The organism is Pseudomonas sp. IT-P100, from assembly GCF_949767185.1.
In the GTDB taxonomy this organism is placed as follows: domain Bacteria; phylum Pseudomonadota; class Gammaproteobacteria; order Pseudomonadales; family Pseudomonadaceae; genus Aquipseudomonas; species Aquipseudomonas fluorescens_B.
Genome location: NZ_CATKQK010000022.1, coordinates 471,235 through 493,285 on the forward strand (window position 1 = coordinate 471,235; position 22,051 = coordinate 493,285).

General features: G+C 59.9%; 19 protein-coding genes. 10 read left to right on the forward strand and 9 right to left on the reverse strand.

Annotated features, from left to right (window positions below):
• Positions 1-59: 59 nt before the first annotated feature.
• From ACM6IQ_RS18325 to ACM6IQ_RS18340, 4 genes are all read right to left on the reverse strand, one after another.
• Positions 60-1,466 (reverse strand): transposase, encoded by a 1,407-nt coding sequence (locus ACM6IQ_RS18325; RefSeq protein ID WP_414879486.1) that lies wholly within the window; start codon positions 1,464-1,466, stop codon positions 60-62.
• Positions 1,467-1,608: 142 nt separating this feature from the next.
• Positions 1,609-2,400, reverse strand: a complete 792-nt coding sequence (locus ACM6IQ_RS18330; protein ID WP_414879487.1) for an OmpA family protein — start codon at positions 2,398-2,400, stop codon at positions 1,609-1,611.
• A 45-nt stretch (positions 2,401-2,445) separates the two neighbouring features.
• Positions 2,446-2,859, reverse strand: coding sequence for a DUF4398 domain-containing protein (locus tag ACM6IQ_RS18335; RefSeq protein ID WP_017336670.1), 414 nt, complete (start codon positions 2,857-2,859; stop codon positions 2,446-2,448).
• Positions 2,860-3,234: 375 nt separating this feature from the next.
• Entirely contained in the window at positions 3,235-3,579 is a 345-nt protein-coding gene (locus tag ACM6IQ_RS18340) for a pilin assembly protein (protein ID WP_414879488.1), read from the reverse strand.
• 202 nt (positions 3,580-3,781) lie between these two features.
• On the opposite strand from ACM6IQ_RS18340, the gene ppc reads away from it, so the two are divergent.
• The 7 genes from ppc to ACM6IQ_RS18375 all read left to right on the forward strand — a co-directional run bounded on the left by ppc (position 3,782) and on the right by ACM6IQ_RS18375 (position 11,107).
• Complete coding sequence (ppc, locus tag ACM6IQ_RS18345) at positions 3,782-6,412, forward strand: phosphoenolpyruvate carboxylase (RefSeq protein WP_414879489.1); 2,631 nt, start codon at positions 3,782-3,784, stop codon at positions 6,410-6,412.
• A gap of 288 nt (positions 6,413-6,700) precedes the next feature.
• On the forward strand, positions 6,701-7,348 hold the full coding sequence (adk, locus tag ACM6IQ_RS18350; protein ID WP_017336672.1) for an adenylate kinase: 648 nt from the start codon (positions 6,701-6,703) through the stop codon (positions 7,346-7,348).
• 88 nt (positions 7,349-7,436) lie between these two features.
• Positions 7,437-8,111 carry a tRNA (adenosine(37)-N6)-threonylcarbamoyltransferase complex dimerization subunit type 1 TsaB gene (tsaB, locus tag ACM6IQ_RS18355; RefSeq protein ID WP_017336673.1) on the forward strand — a complete coding sequence of 225 codons (675 nt, stop codon included), beginning with the start codon at positions 7,437-7,439 and terminating at the stop codon, positions 8,109-8,111.
• 277 nt (positions 8,112-8,388) lie between these two features.
• Positions 8,389-8,694, forward strand: a complete 306-nt coding sequence (locus tag ACM6IQ_RS18360) for a hypothetical protein (protein ID WP_017336674.1) — start codon at positions 8,389-8,391, stop codon at positions 8,692-8,694.
• Positions 8,694-9,554 carry a DUF72 domain-containing protein gene (locus tag ACM6IQ_RS18365; protein ID WP_017336675.1) on the forward strand — a complete coding sequence of 287 codons (861 nt, stop codon included), beginning with the start codon at positions 8,694-8,696 and terminating at the stop codon, positions 9,552-9,554. The genes ACM6IQ_RS18360 and ACM6IQ_RS18365 overlap by 1 nt, the downstream gene beginning before the upstream one ends.
• Positions 9,555-9,587: 33 nt before the next feature.
• Positions 9,588-10,409, forward strand: coding sequence for an isocitrate lyase/PEP mutase family protein (locus ACM6IQ_RS18370; RefSeq protein WP_017336676.1), 822 nt, complete (start codon positions 9,588-9,590; stop codon positions 10,407-10,409).
• A gap of 2 nt (positions 10,410-10,411) precedes the next feature.
• Entirely contained in the window at positions 10,412-11,107 is a 696-nt protein-coding gene (locus tag ACM6IQ_RS18375) for an extensin family protein (RefSeq protein WP_414879490.1), read from the forward strand.
• Positions 11,108-11,124: 17 nt separating this feature from the next.
• Here ACM6IQ_RS18375 and ACM6IQ_RS18380 read toward each other — a convergent pair whose 3' ends face one another.
• Positions 11,125-11,745, reverse strand: coding sequence for an energy transducer TonB (locus ACM6IQ_RS18380; RefSeq protein ID WP_414879491.1), 621 nt, complete (start codon positions 11,743-11,745; stop codon positions 11,125-11,127).
• A 93-nt stretch (positions 11,746-11,838) separates the two neighbouring features.
• Here ACM6IQ_RS18380 and ACM6IQ_RS18385 point away from each other — a divergent pair, with 93 nt between their 5' ends.
• Positions 11,839-12,621 (forward strand): class I SAM-dependent methyltransferase, encoded by a 783-nt coding sequence (locus ACM6IQ_RS18385; protein WP_017336679.1) that lies wholly within the window; start codon positions 11,839-11,841, stop codon positions 12,619-12,621.
• A gap of 60 nt (positions 12,622-12,681) precedes the next feature.
• Here the strand turns inward: ACM6IQ_RS18385 and ACM6IQ_RS18390 are convergent, their stop codons facing one another.
• The gene (locus ACM6IQ_RS18390; protein WP_017336680.1) at positions 12,682-13,326 is read right to left on the reverse strand and encodes a TetR/AcrR family transcriptional regulator; all 645 of its coding nucleotides are present in this window, start codon (positions 13,324-13,326) and stop codon (positions 12,682-12,684) included.
• A 93-nt stretch (positions 13,327-13,419) separates the two neighbouring features.
• Between ACM6IQ_RS18390 and ACM6IQ_RS18395 the strand changes: the two genes are divergently transcribed.
• Positions 13,420-14,520: an efflux RND transporter periplasmic adaptor subunit gene (locus ACM6IQ_RS18395; RefSeq protein ID WP_017336681.1), complete on the forward strand. Its 1,101-nt coding sequence runs from the start codon at positions 13,420-13,422 to the stop codon at positions 14,518-14,520.
• A 6-nt stretch (positions 14,521-14,526) separates the two neighbouring features.
• On the forward strand, positions 14,527-17,592 hold the full coding sequence (locus ACM6IQ_RS18400; protein WP_414879492.1) for an efflux RND transporter permease subunit: 3,066 nt from the start codon (positions 14,527-14,529) through the stop codon (positions 17,590-17,592).
• A 564-nt stretch (positions 17,593-18,156) separates the two neighbouring features.
• Here ACM6IQ_RS18400 and ACM6IQ_RS18405 read toward each other — a convergent pair.
• The 3 genes from ACM6IQ_RS18405 to plsB are packed head-to-tail and all read right to left on the reverse strand — an operon-like array spanning position 18,157 to position 21,838.
• Positions 18,157-18,846: a DUF4197 domain-containing protein gene (locus ACM6IQ_RS18405; RefSeq protein ID WP_017336683.1), complete on the reverse strand. Its 690-nt coding sequence runs from the start codon at positions 18,844-18,846 to the stop codon at positions 18,157-18,159.
• A gap of 39 nt (positions 18,847-18,885) precedes the next feature.
• A complete protein-coding gene (locus tag ACM6IQ_RS18410; protein WP_414879493.1) occupies positions 18,886-19,284 on the reverse strand; it encodes a YbaY family lipoprotein in 399 nt (132 codons plus the stop codon).
• 52 nt (positions 19,285-19,336) lie between these two features.
• The gene (gene plsB, locus ACM6IQ_RS18415) at positions 19,337-21,838 is read right to left on the reverse strand and encodes a glycerol-3-phosphate 1-O-acyltransferase PlsB (protein ID WP_414879494.1); all 2,502 of its coding nucleotides are present in this window, start codon (positions 21,836-21,838) and stop codon (positions 19,337-19,339) included.
• Positions 21,839-22,051 lie beyond the last annotated feature (213 nt).

Below are 22,051 nucleotides of genomic sequence, written 5' to 3' on the forward strand. Positions count from 1 at the left end.
GTCAACAGTGATTGAAGGGGACCGTTGGTTCATTGATTTACCCGTACGAGCAAAACAACCTAGGGGACGACTTCAAAGTCGACGTAGTTGTACGGCGATGGGTTGAGGCCCATGACTTGCTGTACGCGCCCCTCGTACTTGCTGGCTGGTAATTGCGCTAGTGTTGAACTCCAGACTCCCGTGGCGTCTGCAACGGTGTTGATCACGTTCCACTTGCTTTCCCCAGACTTTCTATAGCCAATGACCATCCAGGCGCCGGGAGAACCCGTGCCTGAAAAAACGATGGGGTTTTGAGCGGCTGGCGCTCCCGCTACAGGTTTTTGAATGTTGGGCGGCGGTAAAGCCGTGAAGCAACCAGGCAGTGCCTCTCCGTTCACCGCAACGGCAAAGATCGCTCCTTGATCAGAACGTGAACAAAACCCGACAGAGATTTTTGCCTCCTCATCTTTCAAAATTCTGTTTCCTAACAGTGTCGGATCAGCTGTGGAAGCTGTTTCCGGTGTGGCGTCCAGTTGTGTGTTCAAAACAGCCGTTCCCATATTGGTGTACCTCACCCAGACGCCGTTGACTCGATTGTCAGAAGGTGGAAAGTTGTCGAAAGGCGTCGGTTTGCGGTATTCAAAAGCCAGTTGTGTTGGCGCCAACCCCGGACGATTGATGAGGTACAACTGCGGACCCTCCTGACCCAGTACACCCAGGCGATAGAGGCCGGTACGTTCGATCACGGCAACTTGCTTGTTATCCAGCCAGCCGGAATACCAGCGGTTGTTCGCAGGGTAGAGTGTTGCTCCACCTGAAACCGTATCTCCCGTGTCGCCATACCCATTCCTGGTGCAGTTGGCTGGGGCTGTCACAGTGTCGCCGTCTGTCGGGCATCGGGAGTACGTGTACCCATGGGAATATCCCAGGTTATGTCCGAACTCATGTTTGAACAAATGTGGGCTACCTTGACCGTAAACACCCATGTACCGCCCAGGTACATAAGCACTTGCCATCCCCCTACAAGAAATGACATTGATCAGATAATCGAAATTTTTCGGATCAAGCCCATGTGCCCTCGCAGCTTTCTCTCCTTCTGCAATGGACAATGCCATCGGATAAGACGGCCCCCCGCTTTGACATTCTTCCGGCCGAGGACCAGAGGTATAGGAGATTACCTGGCCTTCCAGGGTCAACTTTCCGCCTGACGCAGCCAGGATGTAGGTGCGTAATGAATTTGGGTCTGTAGAAAGGGTATCTTTTAGGGTTAGAGGCGTATCCAGAATGGTTTCACCTTGCCAGTTAACCACGCTGACCAGAACCTTTTTGACCCCTACAACGGGTCGCTGATTGACGCCCGGCTTGGGCAAGGGAATGTCGTTGGGTATGGCGTCTCTATCGTCATACGCAAAATCATTCAGACGTCCATCGTGCTGCACGCAGCCTGCAAGGATTGACGCTATACAAAACATCACTGTTTTACGCATGATTCGGCTCCCTATGCACTCAAAAAGTACGTGAGCCAAACTAAATGCGAATAGAGAACTCGACAACTGTCATAAATGACAGTCGTAAAAAAGCCCCGCCTGATCAGATCAGGCGGGGCTTTTGCGTTTCAGCGGGTTCAGCCTAGTTCGAGCTGACTGCCGAACGCGGGATCACCGGCTGGTTGTCATTGGAAATGGTCACTTCAACACGACGGTTCATCGCACGACCCGAGACGCTGCTGTTTTCAGCAACCGGGTATTCCATGCCGTAACCCTGGGCAACAATGCGCGCAGGATCTACGCCCATCTTCACCAGCGCCATGCGCACGGAACCGGCGCGACGCTCGGACAGCGACTGGTTATGCGAAGCCGTGCCGGTGCTGTCGGTGTAGCCTTCGACAATCGCCTTGCGGTCCGGGTTTTCCTGGAGGAACTGCGCCAGTTTGTTGATATTCACCAGGCCGCTGGATTTCAGATCGGCCTTATCGGTGGCGAACAGCACATCGCCGAAGGTCACCAGCGTACCGCGATCGGTCTGCTTGGCGTTCAGGCTGTCCTGCAATTGCTTGATCTGCGCATCGCGAGCATCCAGGCGAGCCTGGGCGCGTTGTGCAGAAGCGTTCTTCAGGTTGGCTTCAGCGGTGCGCAGGGCGATGGTCTGCTTCGCCACTTCAACTCGCTGATTGGTCAGGTAGGCCAGTTGGTCGACCGTATGCTCGTCCTGCTTGTCCAGATAAGCCTTGTCGGCCTTGTCCAGGTAATCGCTGGCGTCCTTGGTTTCCAGCGCTGCGACTTTGCTCGCCTGCGGGTTGGCTTGCAGGCCGCTGTAGTTGGTGCGGGCCTGTTCAAGGTTCGCGTTAGGCGGCGTCGAGCAGGCAGCCAGTGCAACGCTTGCGGCCAGCAGGGCAGGGATCATCAATTGTTTGCGATTCATGGTTTCGTCCTTTTAAGTCGAGAAAGAAGTACGTCGTAGCGGCACTTATTGCACGGTGCGCTGGCTTTCCTGACGCAGTTCCTGAACCCCTTTCTGAGAGTCCTTCACCGCTTGTTCGGCTTTCATCGCCTGGGCTTTGCGTTCGGCAACACGAGCGTCCCACTCGGCCTGTTCGGCGAGCATGCGGGCTTCGTCATACTTTTTGTCGTGCATGGCGATTTCGGCTTGTTTGAGCTTGTCCTGGGCGGACTTCATTTCAACCGCGGCGAACTCGGTACCGCCCGCGCTGACGGCGCTGTTCACGGCCGATTGGGTCACGGCGTATTGCTCGGTCGGCGGGTTACCGGCGCAACCGGCCAGAACGAAGCTGGTCCCGATCGCCAGGGCAGCCATTTTCAGACCGCGCAGGTGGGTGAACGAGGACGTGGCAGTGCTGATTTTCATGGTCTTCAACTCCATTGGAAAAACTCCTGAACAACTAAAAATCCATCCTGGGCAAGGAGCCGCAACCATCAAATTTCGAAGCCTTTTGAAACGGCCGTCCCAGGCGTGGTTACTGGTTACGACCCGAGGCAATTTTTAAAAGTTCAGAGAAGATGGCCTATCGCCGGAAAAAACTTTGACCGAACGGACAAGGCTCTAAATCGGGAACTTTGGCGATGTGCAGCGGTATTCCCGGCTGTTTCGAGGTGCGGGAACATGCAATTGTTGAAGGGGACTGCGACCCCTGTGGGAGCGAGCCTGCTCGCGATAGAGGAGTGTCAGTCAATAGAAATGTTGAATGTCAGACCGTTATCGCGAGCAGGCTCGCTCCCACAAGTTACCGAGGTGAATTCAGTGCTTCTGCTTGTCTTCGCCGGAAGACAAATCATGTAAATGACGACGGGACAACGCGAGAAAACGCGGGGTTGGGCCGATGTCTTCGTACAGTGGATCGCCTTCTTCATCGGTGGCCACGATGGTCGAACCTTTCACGTACGGGAAGCTTTTTTCCAGTTCTTCGAGCGCAGCGCCGATCAACTCGCCGAGCAGTTCTTCGGGGTGCCGTTTGGGGTACATCTCGATGATCGCCGCCAGTCGTGCGGCGGCCTCCACATCCAGATGAATCGCGTAGCCGGTGTCGGTCAGGCGACCCTTGGCGTTTTCTTCCCAATGATGGGCAAGCTCGCGGATTTTCATAAAAACCTCATGGCGCGCCTGCTCGTGGCAGGCCGGGTAAGTGTCCGGCCATGGCCGGCGAAAGCCGTTGTACGGCTTACTCTTCAGACTAGCTCGCGCGCCCAAGGTTTAAAGTCCCTTCGTCGTGTGCTTGTAAGAAGCGCTTTACGGCGGCACTCTTTAACGCACGAAGCACACCGGATTTTTCGCTGGAGAACGGCTGATGACCGATATTGATGCACGCTTGCGCGAGGACGTTCACCTGTTGGGTGAGCTGTTGGGCAATACCATTCGTGAGCAGTACGGGGACGGTTTTCTCGACAAGATCGAGCAGATCCGCAAGGGCGCCAAGGCGGACCGTCGCGGTTCGATGGATGCCGAGCTGAGCGCCAGCCTCAACCAGTTGAGCGAAGACGAGTTGTTGCCGGTGGCGCGGGCGTTCAACCAGTTTCTCAACCTCGCCAATATCGCCGAGCAGTATCAGTTGATTCATCGCCGCGAAGAATCGCAGCCCGCGCCGTTCGAAGCGCGTGTGCTGCCCGAATTGCTCGCGCGCCTGCTTGCCGAAGGCCATGGTGCCGAATCCCTGGCGCGGCAATTGGGACGACTGCAAATCGAGCTGGTCCTGACCGCCCACCCGACCGAAGTGGCGCGCCGTACGCTGATCCAGAAATACGACGCCATCGCCGCGCAACTCGCGGCACAGGACCATCGCGACCTGACCACCGCCGAGCGCGAACAGATCCAGGCAAAGCTCCAGCGCCTGATCGCCGAAGCCTGGCACACCGAAGAAATCCGCCGCACCCGCCCAACGCCTGTGGACGAGGCCAAGTGGGGGTTCGCGGTGATCGAGCATTCGCTGTGGCAGGCAATCCCGAACTATTTGCGCAAGGCCGATAAAGCCCTGCATGACGCCACTGGCCTGCATTTGCCGCTGGAGGCCGCGCCGATTCGCTTTGCTTCGTGGATGGGCGGCGATCGCGACGGCAACCCCAACGTGACCGCTGCCGTGACGCGCGAAGTCTTGCTGCTGGCGCGCTGGATGGCTGCTGATTTGTACGTGCGCGATATCGATCACCTGGCCGCCGAACTGTCGATGCAACAGGCCAGCGACGCGCTCAAAGCCAAGGCCGGCGACAGTGCCGAACCGTATCGCGCCGTCCTTAAACAGTTGCGTGAACGCCTGCGCGCTACCCGTAACTGGGCGCATGCCGCCTTGACGACGGCGACGCCGGCGCTCGCCGATGTGTTGCAAAACAATCGTGACCTGCTCGATCCGCTGGAGCTCTGCTACCAGTCGCTGCATGAGTGCGGCATGGGCGTGATCGCCGATGGGCCGTTGCTTGACTGCCTGCGCCGGGCAGTGACGTTTGGCCTGTTTCTGGTGCGTCTCGATGTGCGGCAGGACTCGTCGCGGCACTCGGCGGCGATGACTGAAATCACCGATTACCTCGGCCTCGGTCGCTACGAAGACTGGAACGAAGAGGAACGCATTGCCTTCCTGATGCGCGAGCTGAACAACCGTCGGCCGCTGTTGCCGGCGTACTTCAAACCCTCCGCCGACACCGCTGAAGTGCTGGCGACGTGCCGGGAAATCGCTGCCGCGCCGGAGGCTTCGCTCGGTTCGTACGTGATCTCCATGGCCGGCGCCGCTTCCGATGTGCTCGCCGTGCAGTTGCTGCTCAAAGAGTCTGGCGTATTGCGACCGATGCGCGTGGTGCCTCTGTTCGAAACCCTCGCCGACCTGGACAACGCCGGCCCGGTGATCGAAAAACTGTTGCTGCTGCCGGGTTATCGCACGCGCCTGCAAGGGCCTCAGGAAGTGATGATCGGCTACTCCGACTCGGCCAAGGACGCCGGCACCACGGCGGCGGCCTGGGCGCAGTACCGGGCGCAGGAACGACTGGTCGATATTTGCCGCGAGCAGCAAGTCGAGTTGCTGTTGTTCCACGGTCGCGGTGGCACCGTAGGCCGTGGCGGCGGCCCGGCACACGCGGCGATTCTGTCGCAACCGCCGGGGTCGGTGGCGGGGCGTTTCCGCACCACCGAGCAAGGGGAAATGATTCGTTTCAAATTCGGCCTGCCGGACATCGCCGAGCAAAACCTCAATCTGTACCTCGCGGCCGTGCTGGAGGCGACTTTGCTTCCGCCGCCGCCACCGGAGCCTGCCTGGCGCCACTTGATGGATGAATTGGCGGCAGACGGTGTCAGCGCTTACCGCGCCGTGGTGCGGGAAAATCCGCAATTCGTTGAATATTTCCGCCAGTCCACCCCCGAGCAGGAATTGGGGCGCCTGCCGCTGGGCAGCCGCCCGGCCAAGCGTCGCGCCGGCGGGATCGAAAGCCTGCGGGCGATTCCGTGGATCTTCGGTTGGACCCAGACACGCCTGATGCTGCCGGCCTGGCTTGGCTGGGAAGCGGCGCTGAGCAAGGCGCTGGAGCGTGGCGAAGGGGCGTTGCTGGGGCAGATGCGAGAGCAATGGCCGTTCTTCCGTACGCGCATCGACATGCTGGAAATGGTCCTCGCCAAGGCCGACGCCGACATCGCCCGCTCCTACGATGAGCGGTTGGTAGAGCCGGATCTGCTGCCTTTGGGTGCACATTTACGCGACCTATTGTCGCAGGCCTGTGCGGTTGTCCTGGGGTTGACCGGTCAGTCGCAGCTACTGGCACATAGCCCAGACACCCTCGAATTCATCCGCCTGCGCAACACCTACCTCGACCCCCTTCATCTATTGCAGGCCGAGTTGCTGGCGCGTTCGCGACAGCAGGAAGTGGCACAGGGCAGCCCGGTAGAACAGGCGTTGCTGGTGTCTGTGGCGGGGATTGCCGCCGGTTTGCGAAATACCGGCTAAGGTTTTTGTCGTGGGTTCGGGCAGTCGGCGCGGGCGTTGAGTGCCGGTTTGTGCAGGGCTGGAAAGTGCTGCCAGGCGACAGTTAATGATGGGGTTGCGACTTGGAGTACTCCCTCGCAGGGGCACGCGAGGCGCGGGTTTCTCCGACTTTCGGCGGCTTGTGTGGTCCGGGCCTGCTGTGTATCTTGATCAGCCTTTGGCCGTTTGGGCGGTCACGACCCTGTTTTTGAGATTGGCCCCACGAGGCGAATCCGTTGTTATCTATATAAAAAATTGAGGAGCACATCGATGCGCGTCATTCTGCTGGGAGCTCCCGGGGCCGGTAAAGGTACTCAGGCTAAGTTCATCACCGAAAAGTTCGGCATCCCGCAAATCTCCACCGGCGACATGCTGCGTGCCGCGGTCAAGGCCGGCACCGAGCTGGGCCTGATCGCCAAGAGCGTGATGGACAGCGGTGGCCTGGTTTCCGATGACCTGATCATCAATCTGGTCAAGGAACGCATCAGCCAGGCGGATTGCGCCAACGGTTTCCTGTTCGACGGTTTCCCGCGCACCATTCCTCAGGCTGAAGCCCTGGTGAAGGCCGGCGTCGAGCTGGACCACGTTGTGGAAATCGACGTCAAGGACGAAGACATCGTCCAGCGTATCGCCGGTCGTCGCGTTCACGAGGCCAGCGGTCGCGTGTACCACATCGTCTACAACCCGCCGAAAACCGCCGGTAAAGACGACATCACCGGTGAAGAGCTTGTGCAACGCAAGGACGATACCGAAGAAACCGTGCGTCACCGTCTCTCGGTTTACCACGCTCAAACCGAGCCACTGGTGAAGTTCTACCAGCAGTTGTCTGCTGCTCAGGGCAAACCGAAGTACAGTCACATCGAAGGTGTCGGCTCGGTTGAAGCGATCACCGGCAAGGTGCTTGAAGCACTGCGCTGAAAAAACGCTTTATCTTCTACGGCCCGCTTGCGGGCCGTAGTTGTTTATACTGGCGCACTTTTTTCTGACCTCTCTTACGGAAACATCGATGAGCACCTTGCTGGCCCTGGACACCGCGACTGAAGCTTGCTCCGTTGCCTTGCTGCATGACGGCAAAGTGACGAGCCATTACGAGGTGATCCCGCGCCTGCATGCGCAGAAGCTTCTACCGATGATCCAGCAATTGCTCGCCGATGCCGGGACCACCCTGCAAGCGGTTGATGCGATTGCCTTCGGCCGTGGGCCGGGCGCGTTCACCGGTGTGCGGATTGCCATTGGCGTGGTGCAAGGCCTGGCGTTCGCGCTGGATCGTCCGGTGTTGCCGGTGTCGAACCTGGCAGTGCTGGCGCAACGGGCGTATCGCGAACACGGTGTGAGCCAGGTCGCGGCGGCCATCGATGCGCGGATGGATGAAGTGTATTGGGGTTGCTACCGCGAAACGGCGGGGGAAATGCGACTGGTCGGCAACGAAGCCGTGTTGCCGCCGGAAGTGGCGGCACTGCCGGCCGATGCCAGCGGTGAGTGGTTTGGCGCGGGCACCGGTTGGGGGTATGCCGAGCGTATTGCCGTCAGCCTGATGGGGCAGGACGCAGGCATGTTGCCTCACGCCGAAGACCTGCTGACCCTGGCGCGATTTGCCTGGGCACGGGGTGAAGCGATCGTGGCAGATGAGGCGCAGCCGGTTTACCTGCGTGACAAGGTTGCGACGCCGAAAGCCCGTTGATTCCCGCTGTTCCTGTGGCGAGGGGATTTATCCCCGTTGGGTTGCGAAGCGACCCCAAGTTCATCAGGTAGACAGAAGGCGGCCGGTTGGCGACTGCTTCGCAGTCGAACGGGGATAAATCCCCTCGCCACAAATTATTGTCAGTTTCAGCCAATCGTCGTTTTCTAACCCCGCCTTTTAAACCTTTTCGCTTTTCTGTGTTCTAGTTATCACTCGGCGGTTTGCGAAGTGGGTCATGTGCCACTAGACTGCCATCATCGATACCGAGCATGACTTTATGCGTATAGACGGCCTTTCCTCTCAGTCCTACCCCATCAAGCGCAAGCCTCGCAAAGGGCATGTGGTTGAGGACGAATCCGTCGATATCGAGGGCGAGCTGGAACTCCCTTCCGAAGAGCAACTGGCCGCCCGCGCCGCCAAAGCCTCCGCGCAGCGCCTGAGCAATCTTCCCGCGCGTCAACAAGATATGATTTACCACCGCGCCATGAGCAAAACCGTCGCGATGGCGCTGGCCAGCTACCTCAGCACCGCCGGTTTTGTCGATTGGGATTCGGATGTGATGGGTCTCGACCTGTACATCTGATGCGACTGCCTTACTACCTCGGCTGCCCGTCCTGGAGTGAAAACGCCTGGCGCGATTACCTCTATCCGCAAGACGCGAAACCCTCTGATTTTCTTCATCTGTATTCTCAAGTATTCAATGCCGTGGAAGGCAACACGACCTTCTACGCGAGCCCGGCTGCCAGCACCGTGCAGCGCTGGGCCGAGACCATGCCCGAACACTTTCGCTTCACCGCCAAATTTCCCGGCGACATCAGCCACGGCGGTGACCTGCGCGAACAGCTGACCGCCACGGAAACTTTCCTGCAACTGCTCAGCCCCTTGGGCGAACGAGTCTCGCCATTGTGGTTGCAGCTGTCGAAAAGCTTCACACCCCAACGACTGCACGAGCTGGCGGGTTTTATCGACGCCGTGGACCGACCTCTGGCCATCGAAGTGCGTCACGACGATTTCTTCGCCAAGGGGGATGCCGAGCGCTCGCTCAATCGTCTGCTGCTCGATCGTGGCGTCGAACGTATCTGCCTCGATCCGCGTGCGCTGTTCAGCTGTATCTCGACCGATCCTTCCGTCCTTCACGCTCAATCGAAGAAACCCAGGGTTCCGCCCCGTCCGGCGGCGTTCACCCGGTTCCCGCAAGTGCGGTTCATCGGCCATCCGCAACTGGAAGCCAACGATCCGTTCCTGGTGCCCTGGGTCGAGAAAATCGCCCTGTGGATCGAAGAGGGCCGCACGCCTTATATTTTCCTGCACACCGCCGACAACCTGCTGGCCGCGAAGCTGGCGCAACGTTTTCACGCACAACTGATGCTGCGTTTGCCTGGATTGCCGCCGCTGCCTGAGCTATACAGAGAGCCCGCCGCCGAGCAACTTGGCCTGCTCTGAGGCGTTTTCCCCGCCCTTTTCAGGAGCCTGCCAATGGATGCGCAAACCCTTCGAGCCCAGGCGTTCAAAGCGCTGCATGAACGCGACGGGGCTTTTGTCATTCCCAACCCGTGGGACGCCGGCTCGGCGAAAATGCTCGCCAGCCTGGGCTTCGAGGCGCTGGCGACCACCAGTGCCGGTTATGCCTTTTCCCAAGGCCGTCCCGATGGCGGACTGACGCTGGACGATACCCTGGCGAATGTTCGGGCGATTGTCGCGGCGACCGATCTGCCGGTGGCGGTCGATCTGGAAAACGGTTTTGCCGACGATCCGGCCGAGTGTGCGCAAAGTATTTTGCGAGCCGCCGCAGCGGGCGCCGTGGGTGGTTCGATCGAAGATGCCACGGGTCGGGAAGCGGCGCCGATCTACTGCTTCGAGCATGCTGTGGCACGGATCGAAGCCGCTGTCGCCGCCGCTCGCAGTTTGCCGTTCCCCTTCACGTTGACGGCACGAGCCGAGAACTTCCTGCATGGCAATCCCGATCTGGACGACACCATTCGCCGCTTGCAGGCCTTCGCCGAAGCAGGCGCCGACGTGCTGTATGCGCCGGGTCTGCGCAGCGCTGAAGACGTATTGGCGGTGGTCCGCGCCGTGGCGCCCAAACCGGTGAATGTGTTGATGTCTGGCGGGCTGAAATTGACGGTCGAGCAGTTGAGCGAGATGGGCGTCAAACGCATCAGTGTCGGTTCGGCACTGGCGTTGGCAGCGCTTGGCGAGTTCTACCGGGCTGCCCAAGAGATCAAGACTTCGGGAACGTTCAGCTTTACGTCGCGGTCGATGCCGTACGCGCAGGCCAATCAATTGTTCAAAGGCTGACAATGCGGTTTTTGCGGGTGCTGCTGATGTTGGTGCTGATGCTCGGTGTGGCGGGCGTGAGCGTCTGGCGCGGCTGGATCTCGCTGCCGCCGCAGTGGAACCCTTGGGCGCCGCTGGACGTGAAGGCCGAACCTAACCTGTTGACCCGCTACAAACTGATGCGGCTGCGCGATGATCCGCAATTGTGCGAGCAAGCCCTGAGCAGTTCCGGATTGCGCGTCGCCCCTCAAGCCGACAGTCCTGACGCAAAGTGTCCGTTGAACGATGCCTTGCGCGTGCAGGGCGGCGACGTCGCATTGAGCAGCAGCTTCCTCGCCAGTTGCCGCCTGGCGGTGTCATTTGCCCTGTTCGAGCATCACGCGCTGCAACCTGCGGCGCAGGCGGTCTATGGGCAAGCAGTCACCCGTGTCGATCATCTGGGGAGCTTTGCCTGCCGTAATGTCTACGGCCGTGAGAATGGCAGACTCAGCCAGCATGCCACGGCGAATGCGCTGGATATCGCCGGTTTTCGCCTGGCCAACGGGCGTTCCATCAGCGTGCTCAAGGATTGGCCGAAGGATAATCAGGACGCACGGTTTTTACGTCAGGTCCGCGACGGTGCCTGCGACGTGTTCAGTGTGGTGTTGAGCCCGGACTATAACGCCGCCCATCGCAATCATTTTCACGTGGATGTCGGGCCGTGGTGGGTATGTCGCTGAGGGCTTGTTATTGACGGTCAGGCAGCGATGCGCAGGTTCTGCAGAACGATCGGGCGCGCCCAGCCGATGTCGAAATCGAAGTTCTTCTGTTGTTCCGCGAGCTCTTCGGGCGGGAACGGCGGGAAGGGTTTGTCCAGCAGGTCCATTTCGAACTCGGCGATCGGCAGGTGCAGTGGACGCGGTTGTGGTGCAGCGCCTGGGACCGGCAGCGGTTGGCCGTGGGTTAGCACGATCGGGCGAACCCAGCCGCTTTCAAAGTCCTGCTGCTTCTGCTGAGCGACGATTTCTTCCGGCGGGAACGGCGGGAACGGTTTGTCGGCCAGCTCCATTTCGAACTCGGCAATCGGCAGGAACAGCGGCTCGGGTGGCTTGACCTGGGTTTCCTTCACATCGCATTCACGCTGGGAAACGATGTGTGCCAGCAGCTCGCTGCCGATCGTAGGTTCGACCGGGCTCTCGAGATCGACCGCTGGAAAATCGAGAGAAGCCGGCACGACATCGCCCGACTGATCGGCCAGGGCCTGGGCAAAAAAATCTTGCCACAGGTGACTGACGCCGCTCAGTGCCTGGGAATTTCGCAGGCCAAAATCGCCGTGGGGCGAGATGTAACCTATCGATGTGCGTTGAATGTCTGACATTTCTCTCGGTCGACGCTCAGCTCTGGCAAAATGCTCGTTAGTTTTGTTATCGGCCGTTTTTGCCGATCATTAATTTTTTGAGCGTGTTTTCCCATGATTGAGCAACCGGCGGCTTGCCGCATCCATGTCGAGGCCCTGGGCACGGCTTTTCAGCCACAGGCCGAGCAATGGGCCGAACGCCTGGGCCTGCCTTTGCAAGTGACTGATGGCGAGTTTGCCTTGCAGGTGGGCGAGCAGGGTTTGCAGTTGCAACAACTGGGGCCGGACGCGCCGGGGCCGGTGCGGGTGGACTTCGTTGAGGGGGGCGCGGCTCATCGCCGGTTGTTCGGCGGCGGCACCGGTCAGATGATCGCCAAGGCTGTTGGCATCGCGCAGGGCGTGCGCCCGCGGGTGCTGGACGCCACGGCGGGGCTGGGCAAGGATGCGTTCGTGCTGGCGAGCCTGGGCTGCGAGATGAGCCTGATCGAACGCCAGCCGTTGATCGGTGCGTTGCTTGAGGATGGTTTGGCGCGGGGCGCGGAAGATTTCGACGTGGCGTCGATTGTGGCGCGCATGCGTTTGCTCAAGGGCAACTCGATCGAGGTCATGCGCAACTGGGAAGGCGAACCACCGCAGGTGATCTACCTCGACCCGATGTTTCCCCACCGTGAGAAAACGGCGTTGGTGAAGAAGGAAATGCGCCTGTTCCGGCCGTTGGTGGGCGATGACCCGGACGCGCCCGCGTTGTTGGAGGCGGCGTTGGCATTGGCCAGCCATCGGGTGGTGGTGAAGCGCCCGCGCAAGGCGCCGTGCATTGCGGGGCCGAAGCCGAGTCATGCGCTGGACGGGAAATCCAGTCGGTATGACATTTATCCGAAGAAGGCGCTCAAGCCTTAAGTCCGAAGCGTTCCAATCGCGGGCAAGCCCGCGATAGCGTCGGTTCAGACACAAGATCTATCAGACTGCCTCTGGCCGATAAGCCCGCATAAACAACCCCACCACTTCCCGCACATGGTCCTCGGCCGCATCACCGGTCAGCGGCTCACCACAGCCATACAACAAGCGAAAATTCCCCGCGCCCTTGAGCAGGCAAAAGAAATGCTCCGCCGCATTGCGAGGCTTGTCGATGCTCAACGCACCGCTCTGATCCACCTTGCTCAGCAAGCGCTCCATGCCATGCAGCATGCGCTCCGGTCCGGCCTCGAAGAAAATTTGCGAGAGCTTCGGGTCCTGGCTGCCCAGCGTCATCATCAACCGGTGCAGGTTCACCGATTCATCGCTATTGATCAGGTGATGAAAACCGCGCGCGATGTTCAACAGCACCGTTTCCACTGAGACGCCGTCGGGCAATTCGAAAAACAGCGTAGGCAGTTGCTCTTCGCACTTGGCGACCACGGCGGCGGAGAACAGCGTCTCCTTGTCGTTGAAATGGCTGTAGACGGTCAGTTTCGACACGCCAGCCTCGGCCGCGACGGCGTCCATGCTTGTGCTCGCATAACCATTGCTCAGAAACAGGATTTTCGCCGCATCGAGGATCGCCTGGCGCTTGGCCAGATCCTTGGGGCGGCCCGGGCCATTGGGTGTTGAAAGATTGTTCGGCATATTCGTTTTTAATACTGGACTGGTGAGTTTGCTATTAATAACATACTGGCAAGTATAATTATTCCAAGCACCATTAGCGAAAGGTCCTTCGCCATGTTCCGCTATGCCTTGCCCCTCGCGTTGCCAATCAGTCTGGCGTTTTTATTGTCTGCGTGTGGTCACGAAGAGGCGCCGCAAGTCACTGTTCGGCCGGCCATGGTCGTGCAGCCAGAGCCCTCGGCCCAGGCGATGGAAAGCTATCCCGGTGAAGTCCGTGCCCGCTACGAGCCGGACCTGGCCTTTCGCATCGGCGGCAAAGTCAGCCGACGACTGGTCGAAGAAGGGCAGCGGGTCAAGGCCGACCAGCCCTTGGCGGAGCTCGACCCCCAGGATGTGCGTCTGCAACTGGAAGCGACCCGCGCTCAGGTCGCGGCTGCCGAAGCCAATCTCAATCTCGTACGCGCCGAGCGTGATCGCTACAAGACCCTGATGGACCGTCAGATGGTCAGCCGTTCCCAGTACGACAATTCTGAAAATCTCTATAGATCCGGTGAAGCGCGCCTGAAGCAGATCAAGGCCGAATTCAACGTGTCTACCAATCAGGCCAGCTATGCGGTGCTGCGCGCGCCTCAGGATGGCGTCGTGGCCAAGCGTGCGGTGGAAGTCGGGCAGGTCGTCGCCGCCGGTCAAACCGTGTTCACCCTCGCCACCGATGGCGAGCGCGAAGTGTTGATCAGCCTGCCGGAGCAGAGCTTCGGTCGTTTCAAGGTCGGGCAGCCGGTGTCGGTGGAACTCTGGACCCAACCCGATCAACGATTCGCCGGACGTATCCGTGAGCTGTCGCCCGCCGCTGATCCAAAGTCCCGCACCTTCGCCGCCCGCATTGCGTTCACCGCCGGCAAAGTCCCGGCCGAACTCGGCCAGAGCGCCCGGGTGTTCATCCAGACCGCCGATGTGGTGTCGCTGTCGGTGCCACTGTCGGCGCTCACCGCGGAAAACGGCGCCACCTACGTGTGGGTCCTTGGCGCCAACAACACCCTGAAAAAAGCCCCGGTCCGGGTCGGTGCATTCGGCGAGAAAACCGTGCCGGTGCTCGAAGGCCTGAACGCCAGTGACTGGGTGGTGGCGGCCGGTGTCCATGTGCTTCATGACGGGCAGCAAGTGCGCCCGGTGGATCGCTCCAACCGCGTGGTCAATCTGGCGGACAAGGAGTAATCCCCGATGGGTTTCAATCTTTCCGAATGGGCGCTGCGTAATCGCCAGATCGTACTGTTCCTGATGCTGTTGCTGGCGGTCGTCGGCGCACTTTCCTACACCAAGCTCGGCCAGAGCGAAGACCCTCCGTTCACCTTCAAGGCGATGGTGATCCGCACCAACTGGCCGGGGGCCACCGCCGAGGAAGTGTCCCGCCAGGTTAGCGAACGCATTGAAAAGAAGCTGATGGAAACCGGCGAGTACGAGCGCATCGTGTCGTTCTCTCGCCCCGGCGAGTCCCAGGTGACGTTTGTCGCTCGCGACTCCATGCACTCGGTGCAAATCCCGGACCTCTGGTATCAGGTGCGCAAGAAGATCAGTGACATTCGTCATACCCTGCCGCCAGGTATTCAGGGGCCTTTTTTCAACGATGAATTCGGCACTACGTTCGGCAATATCTACGCGCTGACCGGCGACGGTTTTGATTACGCGGTGCTCAAGGACTACGCCGACCGCATCCAGATTCAGCTGCAACGGGTCAAGGACGTGGGCAAGGTCGACCTGCTCGGGTTGCAGGACGAGAAGATCTGGATCGAGCTTTCCAACGTCAAACTCGCCACCCTCGGCTTGCCGTTGGCAGCGGTGCAGCAGGCGCTTGAAGAGCAGAACGCGATGTCCACGGCTGGCTTCTTTGAAACCACCAGCGAGCGATTGCAGCTACGGGTTTCGGGGAATTTTCAGACGGTCGAAGAGATCAAGAACTTCCCGATTCGCGTCGGTGATCGCACGTTCCGTATCTCCGATGTCGCGGACGTGCACCGTGGTTTTAACGATCCACCGGCGCCACGCATGCGCTTCATGGCCGAAGACGCCATCGGTCTGGCCGTGGCGATGAAGGACGGTGGCGACATTCTGGTGCTGGGCAAGGCACTGGAGATCGAGTTCGCCCGAATCCAGAAAAACCTTCCGGCCGGCATGCAACTGCGCAAGGTTTCCGATCAGCCCGCTGCGGTGAAAACCGGGGTCGGTGAATTTGTACAGGTGCTGGTGGAAGCCTTGGCCATCGTTCTGTTGGTGAGCTTTTTCTCCCTCGGCGTGCGCACCGGCATGGTGGTGGCGCTGGCGATTCCGCTGGTGTTGGCGATGACCTTCGCCTGCATGTATTACCTCGGCATCGGCCTGCACAAGATTTCCCTCGGTGCGCTGGTGCTGGCGCTGGGTTTGCTGGTGGACGATGCGATCATCGCCGTGGAAATGATGGCGATCAAAATGGAGCAGGGCTTCGACCGGATCAAAGCCGCGAGTTACGCCTGGACCAGCACCGCGTTCCCGATGCTTACCGGCACGCTGATCACCGCTGCAGGCTTTCTGCCGATTGCCACTGCGCAATCGGGCACTGGCGAGTACACCCGCTCGATCTTCCAGGTCGTGACCATCGCGCTGCTGGCGTCATGGATTGCCGCCGTGGTTTTCGTGCCCTATCTGGGGGAAAAGCTCCTGCCGGATCTGGCGAAGATTCACGCCGCCAAACACGGCGCGGGGCAACCGGATCCGTACGCCACGCCTTTTTATGAGCGTGTCAGACGTCTGGTGGAGTGGTGCGTGCGCTGGCGCAAGACGGTGATCGCGCTGACGGTGCTGTTGTTCATTGCCTCCATTGTGTTGTTCCGTTTTGTGCCGCAGCAATTCTTCCCGGCCTCCGGGCGACTGGAATTGATGGTCGATCTGAAACTCGCCGAAGGTGCTTCGTTGAGCAACACCGCCGACCAGGTTAAACGTCTTGAAGGTTTACTGAAGGATCACGCCGGCATCGATAACTACGTGGCCTACGTCGGCACCGGTTCGCCGCGCTTCTACCTGCCGCTGGATCAGCAACTTCCTGCGGCGAGCTTCGCCCAGTTTGTCGTCCTGGCCAAGACCATCGAGGATCGCGAAACCCTGCGCACCTGGCTGATCGAAACCCTCAACGAGCAATTCCCGGCCCTGCGCTCGCGGGTGACGCGTCTGGAAAACGGCCCGCCGGTTGGCTATCCGGTGCAGTTCCGCGTTACCGGTGAACACATCGAAGACGTCCGCGCCCTGGCCCGCAAAGTGGCGGCCAAGGTTCGCGAAAATCCCCACGTGGCCAACGTCCATCTGGATTGGGAAGAACCGAGCAAAGTGGTTTATCTGAACGTCGATCAGGACCGCGCCCGAGCGCTGGGCGTTAGCACGGCGAACCTGTCGAAGTTCCTGCAAAGTTCACTGACCGGTTCCAGCGTCAGCCAGTACCGCGAAGACAACGAGTTGATCGAGATCCTTTTGCGCGGGACGTTGCATGAGCGCACTGAACTGTCGTTGCTGCCAAGCCTGGCGGTGCCGACCGACAACGGTCGCAGCGTGGCGCTGTCGCAAATCGCGACGCTGGAATACGGCTTTGAAGAAGGCATCATCTGGCACCGCAATCGCTTGCCGAACGTGACGATTCGCGCCGACATCTACGGCAAGGAACAACCGGCGACGCTGGTGCAGCAGATCATGCCGACGCTCGATCCGATCCGTGCTGAGCTGCCTGATGGGTATTTGCTGGAAGTCGGCGGGACTGTGGAGGACTCGGCCCGTGGCCAGAACTCGGTGAAGGCCGGTGTACCGCTGTTCATTGTGGTGGTGCTGACGTTGCTGATGCTGCAACTGCGCAGTTTCTCACGCACGGTGATGGTGTTTCTGACAGCACCATTGGGATTGATCGGCGTGACCCTGTTCCTGATGGTGTTCCGCCAGCCGTTTGGTTTTGTGGCTATGCTCGGCACCATTGCGCTGTCCGGGATGATCATGCGCAACTCGGTGATTCTGGTGGACCAGATCGAGCAGGACATCGCCGCCGGGCTCAAACCCTGGCAGGCGATCATCGAGGCCACGGTGCGTCGTTTCCGGCCGATCGTCCTGACCGCGCTCGCTGCGGTGCTGGCAATGATCCCGCTGTCGCGCAGCGTGTTCTTCGGGCCGATGGCGGTGGCGATCATGGGGGGGCTGATTGTGGCGACGGCGTTGACGCTGCTGTTTTTGCCGGCGCTGTATGCGGCTTGGTTCCGCATCAAGAAAGAACCGGTTTGAGGTCTTGGCGGCCTTTGGGCCGACCAGGCTTTTGTTGGCTGGGTACATATCCTTTTTTGCGGTAACGGCTGCTGGCGGTTTCGCCCTTACGGCGAGTCCCTTTTGGCAAACGCCCCAAAAGGAACCAAAAGGTCTCGCCCCGAGCGTCCGGCCCCTCGCTAAGGCTCGGCGTTCCTTCGCTCCGGCATTCATCCGGGGGCATCGCCCTCCGGTTGGCTTCGCTGGCACCTACATGCGATGAGTTCGACTGCGTCGAACGGCGCTGTGCGCCACTCCCCGGATGAACACCTCCACTCAGCCTCCCGAAGGGGCGGGTAGATCAAGATCAAGAGCGCAAGGCGAGCTAACGCTCGACCTCGTGGTTTGGTGGGGGGGGGGGGTATCTGCTTGTGTAGGCGTCGGGCTTGGTCGCGATGGCGGGCTGACAGTCGACTTGTTCTCTCGGATATACGCTGATCTTGTGGAGCGGGCTTGGTCGCGATGGCGGTGTGTCAGTAGACATCAAATTCGACTGACACACCGCTTTCGCGAGCAGGCTAGGCCCCACAGGATCGGCGTTGAGGCTTAGAGGGTGCCAAACACCTTCTTCGCCAGACTGGTTGCTGCCGCTGCAGGATTCTGGCGAATGGTTTCTTCCTGTTTGCCGATCATTTCGAACAAGCCGTTCAGTGCCTGTTCGGTGACGTAGCTTTCAATGTTGGCATTTTTTGTATCGATCACGCCCATGGTCGCGGCTTGGCCGGCGAACGAGTTGTACTGCTTGGCCAGGCCGACCTGGTCGGTGGCTTGCTTGACGATCGGCAGGAACTTGGCGCGGATTTGTTCGCGGCTGGTTTTGTTCAGGTATTGGGTGGCCGAATCGTTGCCGCCGCTGAGGATGCCCTTGGCGTCTTCAACGGACATTTTCTTCACGGCGTCCACGAGGATCGGCTGGGCCTGGGTCACGGCGGTTTCAGCCGCTTTGTTCATGCTGGTTTCCAGTTGATCAACCTGGTCGCCCATGCCGAACTGCTTCATCTTGCTGGCGACCTTGCCCAGTTTGCCCGGCAGCTCGATTTTCACGTCCGGGTTGTTGCTGAACCCGCCTGGTGTACCGAGTTGTTTGACGGCCAGTTGCGCGCCTTGGGTAAGGGCGTCCTTGAGGCCGCCGGTGGCGTCTTTTTGCGACAGGTCACTGAGCGATAGCGCCATGGCGCTGGCGGAAATCATCAAGCCTGCGCAGAGGCCGGCGAAGCGAAGGGTAGGGCGGAACATGGCGGCTTCCTTGTTCGGAAAAATTGAGCAAAAAGACATTTAACGGACAGCGTCGACGCGGATTTTCAGTGGCTGCGGATCGCTGCCATCCAGTTGCACGGCATGGTGTTCGGTGGTGATGAATACCAGTTTGCCATCCACTTCGATGCGCGCGCTGACGGAATATCGATGTCCGGGTTTGACCTGAGCCGGATCGTAACTCAGATGGAATGGCAGTGGCACCTGACCTTTGACGGGGCCTATCTGTTCGTCGAGCACCACGGCGGGGGCGTCGGCCAGAGACACGTCCTGCAAGCTGACGCTCAGGATGGCGGTCGGCGGCAGGGCGATGCGTTGCAGGTAGAAGACTTCGCCATCGAGGCTGGTTTTGGCGGCGGGCTGCATCGAATGACAGGCTCCGAGCAAAGCGGCGATGGCCAATAGAGAGAGTTTTTTCATGTGATATTTCCAATCTGATGTGGGAGCAAGCCCGCTCCCACAGATTTTTTCGTCAAGTCTCGGGCTGGGTGGTGACCAGATCCGCGGCATCTTCACTACGATGCAATGCCACCTGACGAATCGACAAACGAATTTCTGCCGGCAACACCCGTTTGGCCGCGCCTTCGGCCAGTTCGCCGAGCAGTTCGTGGTAGCTCAACTTGCCGGCTTCGTCACGCTTGAGCACGTCCAGGTCAAGCAGGGTCTGGATGAAGTGGCGGAACAGGCTCTTGTCGAAGAACTCCGGGGCATTCAGCCCGTGCAGGATCGACAGGCGCTGGGCCATCACCGTGCACAGGTCCTCCAGTTCTTCGGCGCTGATGCTGTTCTGGCCACTGTTGAGCAGCAGGGAAACGGTCATGTAGAAGCGTTGCAGCGTCTGGGCGATGCTCTTCGACAGCAAGGTCAGCAACACGAAATGCCGCGAACTCGGCGCCGGGCGCAGGTAAACGTCATTTTCAAAACGCAGCAGGCCCTGCTCGACGAACGCTTCCAGCCATTGATCGATCACGGCATCCAGTTCGTCCAGCGACCAGCGAATGAACAGCTCCGATTGCAGGTACGGATACAGTGCGCGGGTGTAGCGCAGGATCTGCTCACGGCTCATGCGCGAAGCGCTCTGGAAGAAGCTCGCCAGCAGCGCCGGCAACGCGAAAATGTGCAGCACGTTGTTGCGGTAATAGGTCATCAGGACGGCGTTCTGCTCGTCCAGGTACAGAATCTTGCCCAGTGCATCACTTTGTTCGGACAGCAGATCCATGTCTTTCACATGCTCGATCAGTGCGCGACCGTCACCTTCCGGCAGCGTGGTGTGCGGCGAGTACGGCACCTTGCGCAACAGCGCCAGATACAGATCCAGCACCCGTGCCATGGCCCGATCATCCAGTGCCAGACGGCTGGTGGACAGCAATGCCAACGCCACGAGATTGACCGGGTTGATCGCTGCCGCTTCGTTCAGGTGTTGCGCGACTTTTTCGCCGAGGCGGTTGGTGGTTTCGTTGAGCCACGCCGGTTTGAACTGCGGGCCGAGTTCCTGTTGGCGCCAGTCTGGCTGCTCGCTGTCGAGGAATTCTGCCAGTTTGATCGGCTCGCCGAAGTTCACCGCCACCTGGCCGAAGCGCTGTTTGAGCGCGCCAATGACTTTGAAGATGTCGAAGATCGATTCTTTCTTTTTGCTCGCACCGCGCAGTTCGCCGAGGTAGGTCCGGCCTTCCAGCACGCGTTCGTAGCCGATGTACACGGGGATGAAGACGATCGGCATGCGCGACGAGCGCAGGAAGCTGCGCAGGGTGATCGCGAGCATCCCGGTTTTCGGTTGCAGCATGCGCCCGGTGCGCGAACGGCCGCCCTCGACGAAGTACTCGACCGGAAAGCCTTTGGTGAACAGGGTGTGCAGGTATTCGTTGAACACCGAGGTGTACAGCGGGTTGCCCTTGAACGTGCGACGCATGAAGAACGCACCGCCACGACGCAACAGGCTGCCGATCACCGGCATGTTGAGGTTGATCCCGGCGGCGATGTGCGGCGGGGTCAGGCCGTTGCGGAACAGCAAGTAGGACAGCAGCAAGTAGTCGATATGGCTGCGGTGGCACGGCACGTAGATCACTTCGTGACCTTGGGCGACCTTCTGCACGCCTTCGATGTGGTTGACCTTGATCCCGTCGTAGATCTTGTTCCAGAACCAGCTCAGCACCACTTCCAGAAATCGGATCGCGGTGTAGGTGTAGTCCGAGGCGATCTCGTTGCCGTAGCGCAGGGCCTGGGCCTTGGCTTTCTCCGGGGAGATGTTTTCCCGCTCGGCTTCGTCGAGAATCGCTTGCTTGACCAGCGGCTGATTCAGCAGGCCCTTGACCAGATTGCGCCGGTGGGAAATGTCCGGGCCGATGACGGCGGCTTTGAGGTTGCGGAAGTGCACCCGCAGAATCCGCTGGGCCATGCGTACGGTACGCTCGTGACCTTTGTTGTGGTCGATCAGTTCGCGCAGGTGAATCGGCGCGGAGAACTGCACGCGGGTCTTGCGTCCGAGCACGATGATGCTCAGCAAGCGGCGCAGACGTCCGGTAACGGCCCAACTGTCGGCGAACAACAGTTTCCACGGACTCGATTCGCTGTCCGGCGATTGCCCCCAGAACACGCTGACCGGGATGATCTGCGCGTCTTCGGCGGCATTCTGGCTCAGGGCGCTGACCAGGCGGGTCAGGGTCGGCGGCGCACCGCGCTTGTCCTGGCGACCGAGCCAGTCGGGGTCCGGTGTCAGGTAAAAGAACGCGGCGGGTTCCAGCAGATTGCCGACAGACACCGGTAACACCGGGCGAGGCAGGCCGGCCTTGCTGCATTCGGTGTCGACCACGGCGAGGTCGGTCAGCGAAGGGTTTTGCAGGACGTAGAACACCGGACGACTGCGGTCGAGGTTGAGGGTGAACGACGACTGGTTGATCGTCTCGGAGCGAACCCAGAGATAGAGCAGTCGGCGCAGGGTGCCAAACACAAGACGGCGGAACGGGGAACGGGTCATACGGCATCTGCATGAGTGAATAAAACCGAGCGTTTGCTCGGGCGGCCGATAGTGTGCCGGATTCACCGAAAATCGGCAAAAAAGCGCCTAAGTAAAGTTGAGTTGAGAGTTTTGGCAGCTGTCATATACTCGGCGAGCCCGCACTGGCCAGATAGTGGCACCTGGTCCGCGCAAGCACTGTTACCGAGGCTTTCCTGCGAAAAGCCCGATTAA

What these genes read in the sequence shown, in the direction of transcription:
- ACM6IQ_RS18325 (WP_414879486.1), bottom strand. Translation starts at nt 1,466, where the DNA reads ATGCGTAAAACAGTGATGTTTTGTATAGCGTCAATCCTTGCAGGCTGC.
- ACM6IQ_RS18330 (WP_414879487.1), bottom strand. Translation starts at nt 2,400, where the DNA reads ATGAATCGCAAACAATTGATGATCCCTGCCCTGCTGGCCGCAAGCGTT.
- ACM6IQ_RS18335 (WP_017336670.1), bottom strand. Translation starts at nt 2,859, where the DNA reads ATGGAGTTGAAGACCATGAAAATCAGCACTGCCACGTCCTCGTTCACC.
- ACM6IQ_RS18340 (WP_414879488.1), bottom strand. Translation starts at nt 3,579, where the DNA reads ATGAAAATCCGCGAGCTTGCCCATCATTGGGAAGAAAACGCCAAGGGT.
- ppc (WP_414879489.1), top strand. Translation starts at nt 3,782, where the DNA reads ATGACCGATATTGATGCACGCTTGCGCGAGGACGTTCACCTGTTGGGT.
- adk (WP_017336672.1), top strand. Translation starts at nt 6,701, where the DNA reads ATGCGCGTCATTCTGCTGGGAGCTCCCGGGGCCGGTAAAGGTACTCAG.
- tsaB (WP_017336673.1), top strand. Translation starts at nt 7,437, where the DNA reads ATGAGCACCTTGCTGGCCCTGGACACCGCGACTGAAGCTTGCTCCGTT.
- ACM6IQ_RS18360 (WP_017336674.1), top strand. Translation starts at nt 8,389, where the DNA reads ATGCGTATAGACGGCCTTTCCTCTCAGTCCTACCCCATCAAGCGCAAG.
- ACM6IQ_RS18365 (WP_017336675.1), top strand. Translation starts at nt 8,694, where the DNA reads ATGCGACTGCCTTACTACCTCGGCTGCCCGTCCTGGAGTGAAAACGCC.
- ACM6IQ_RS18370 (WP_017336676.1), top strand. Translation starts at nt 9,588, where the DNA reads ATGGATGCGCAAACCCTTCGAGCCCAGGCGTTCAAAGCGCTGCATGAA.
- ACM6IQ_RS18375 (WP_414879490.1), top strand. Translation starts at nt 10,412, where the DNA reads ATGCGGTTTTTGCGGGTGCTGCTGATGTTGGTGCTGATGCTCGGTGTG.
- ACM6IQ_RS18380 (WP_414879491.1), bottom strand. Translation starts at nt 11,745, where the DNA reads ATGTCAGACATTCAACGCACATCGATAGGTTACATCTCGCCCCACGGC.
- ACM6IQ_RS18385 (WP_017336679.1), top strand. Translation starts at nt 11,839, where the DNA reads ATGATTGAGCAACCGGCGGCTTGCCGCATCCATGTCGAGGCCCTGGGC.
- ACM6IQ_RS18390 (WP_017336680.1), bottom strand. Translation starts at nt 13,326, where the DNA reads ATGCCGAACAATCTTTCAACACCCAATGGCCCGGGCCGCCCCAAGGAT.
- ACM6IQ_RS18395 (WP_017336681.1), top strand. Translation starts at nt 13,420, where the DNA reads ATGTTCCGCTATGCCTTGCCCCTCGCGTTGCCAATCAGTCTGGCGTTT.
- ACM6IQ_RS18400 (WP_414879492.1), top strand. Translation starts at nt 14,527, where the DNA reads ATGGGTTTCAATCTTTCCGAATGGGCGCTGCGTAATCGCCAGATCGTA.
- ACM6IQ_RS18405 (WP_017336683.1), bottom strand. Translation starts at nt 18,846, where the DNA reads ATGTTCCGCCCTACCCTTCGCTTCGCCGGCCTCTGCGCAGGCTTGATG.
- ACM6IQ_RS18410 (WP_414879493.1), bottom strand. Translation starts at nt 19,284, where the DNA reads ATGAAAAAACTCTCTCTATTGGCCATCGCCGCTTTGCTCGGAGCCTGT.
- plsB (WP_414879494.1), bottom strand. Translation starts at nt 21,838, where the DNA reads ATGACCCGTTCCCCGTTCCGCCGTCTTGTGTTTGGCACCCTGCGCCGA.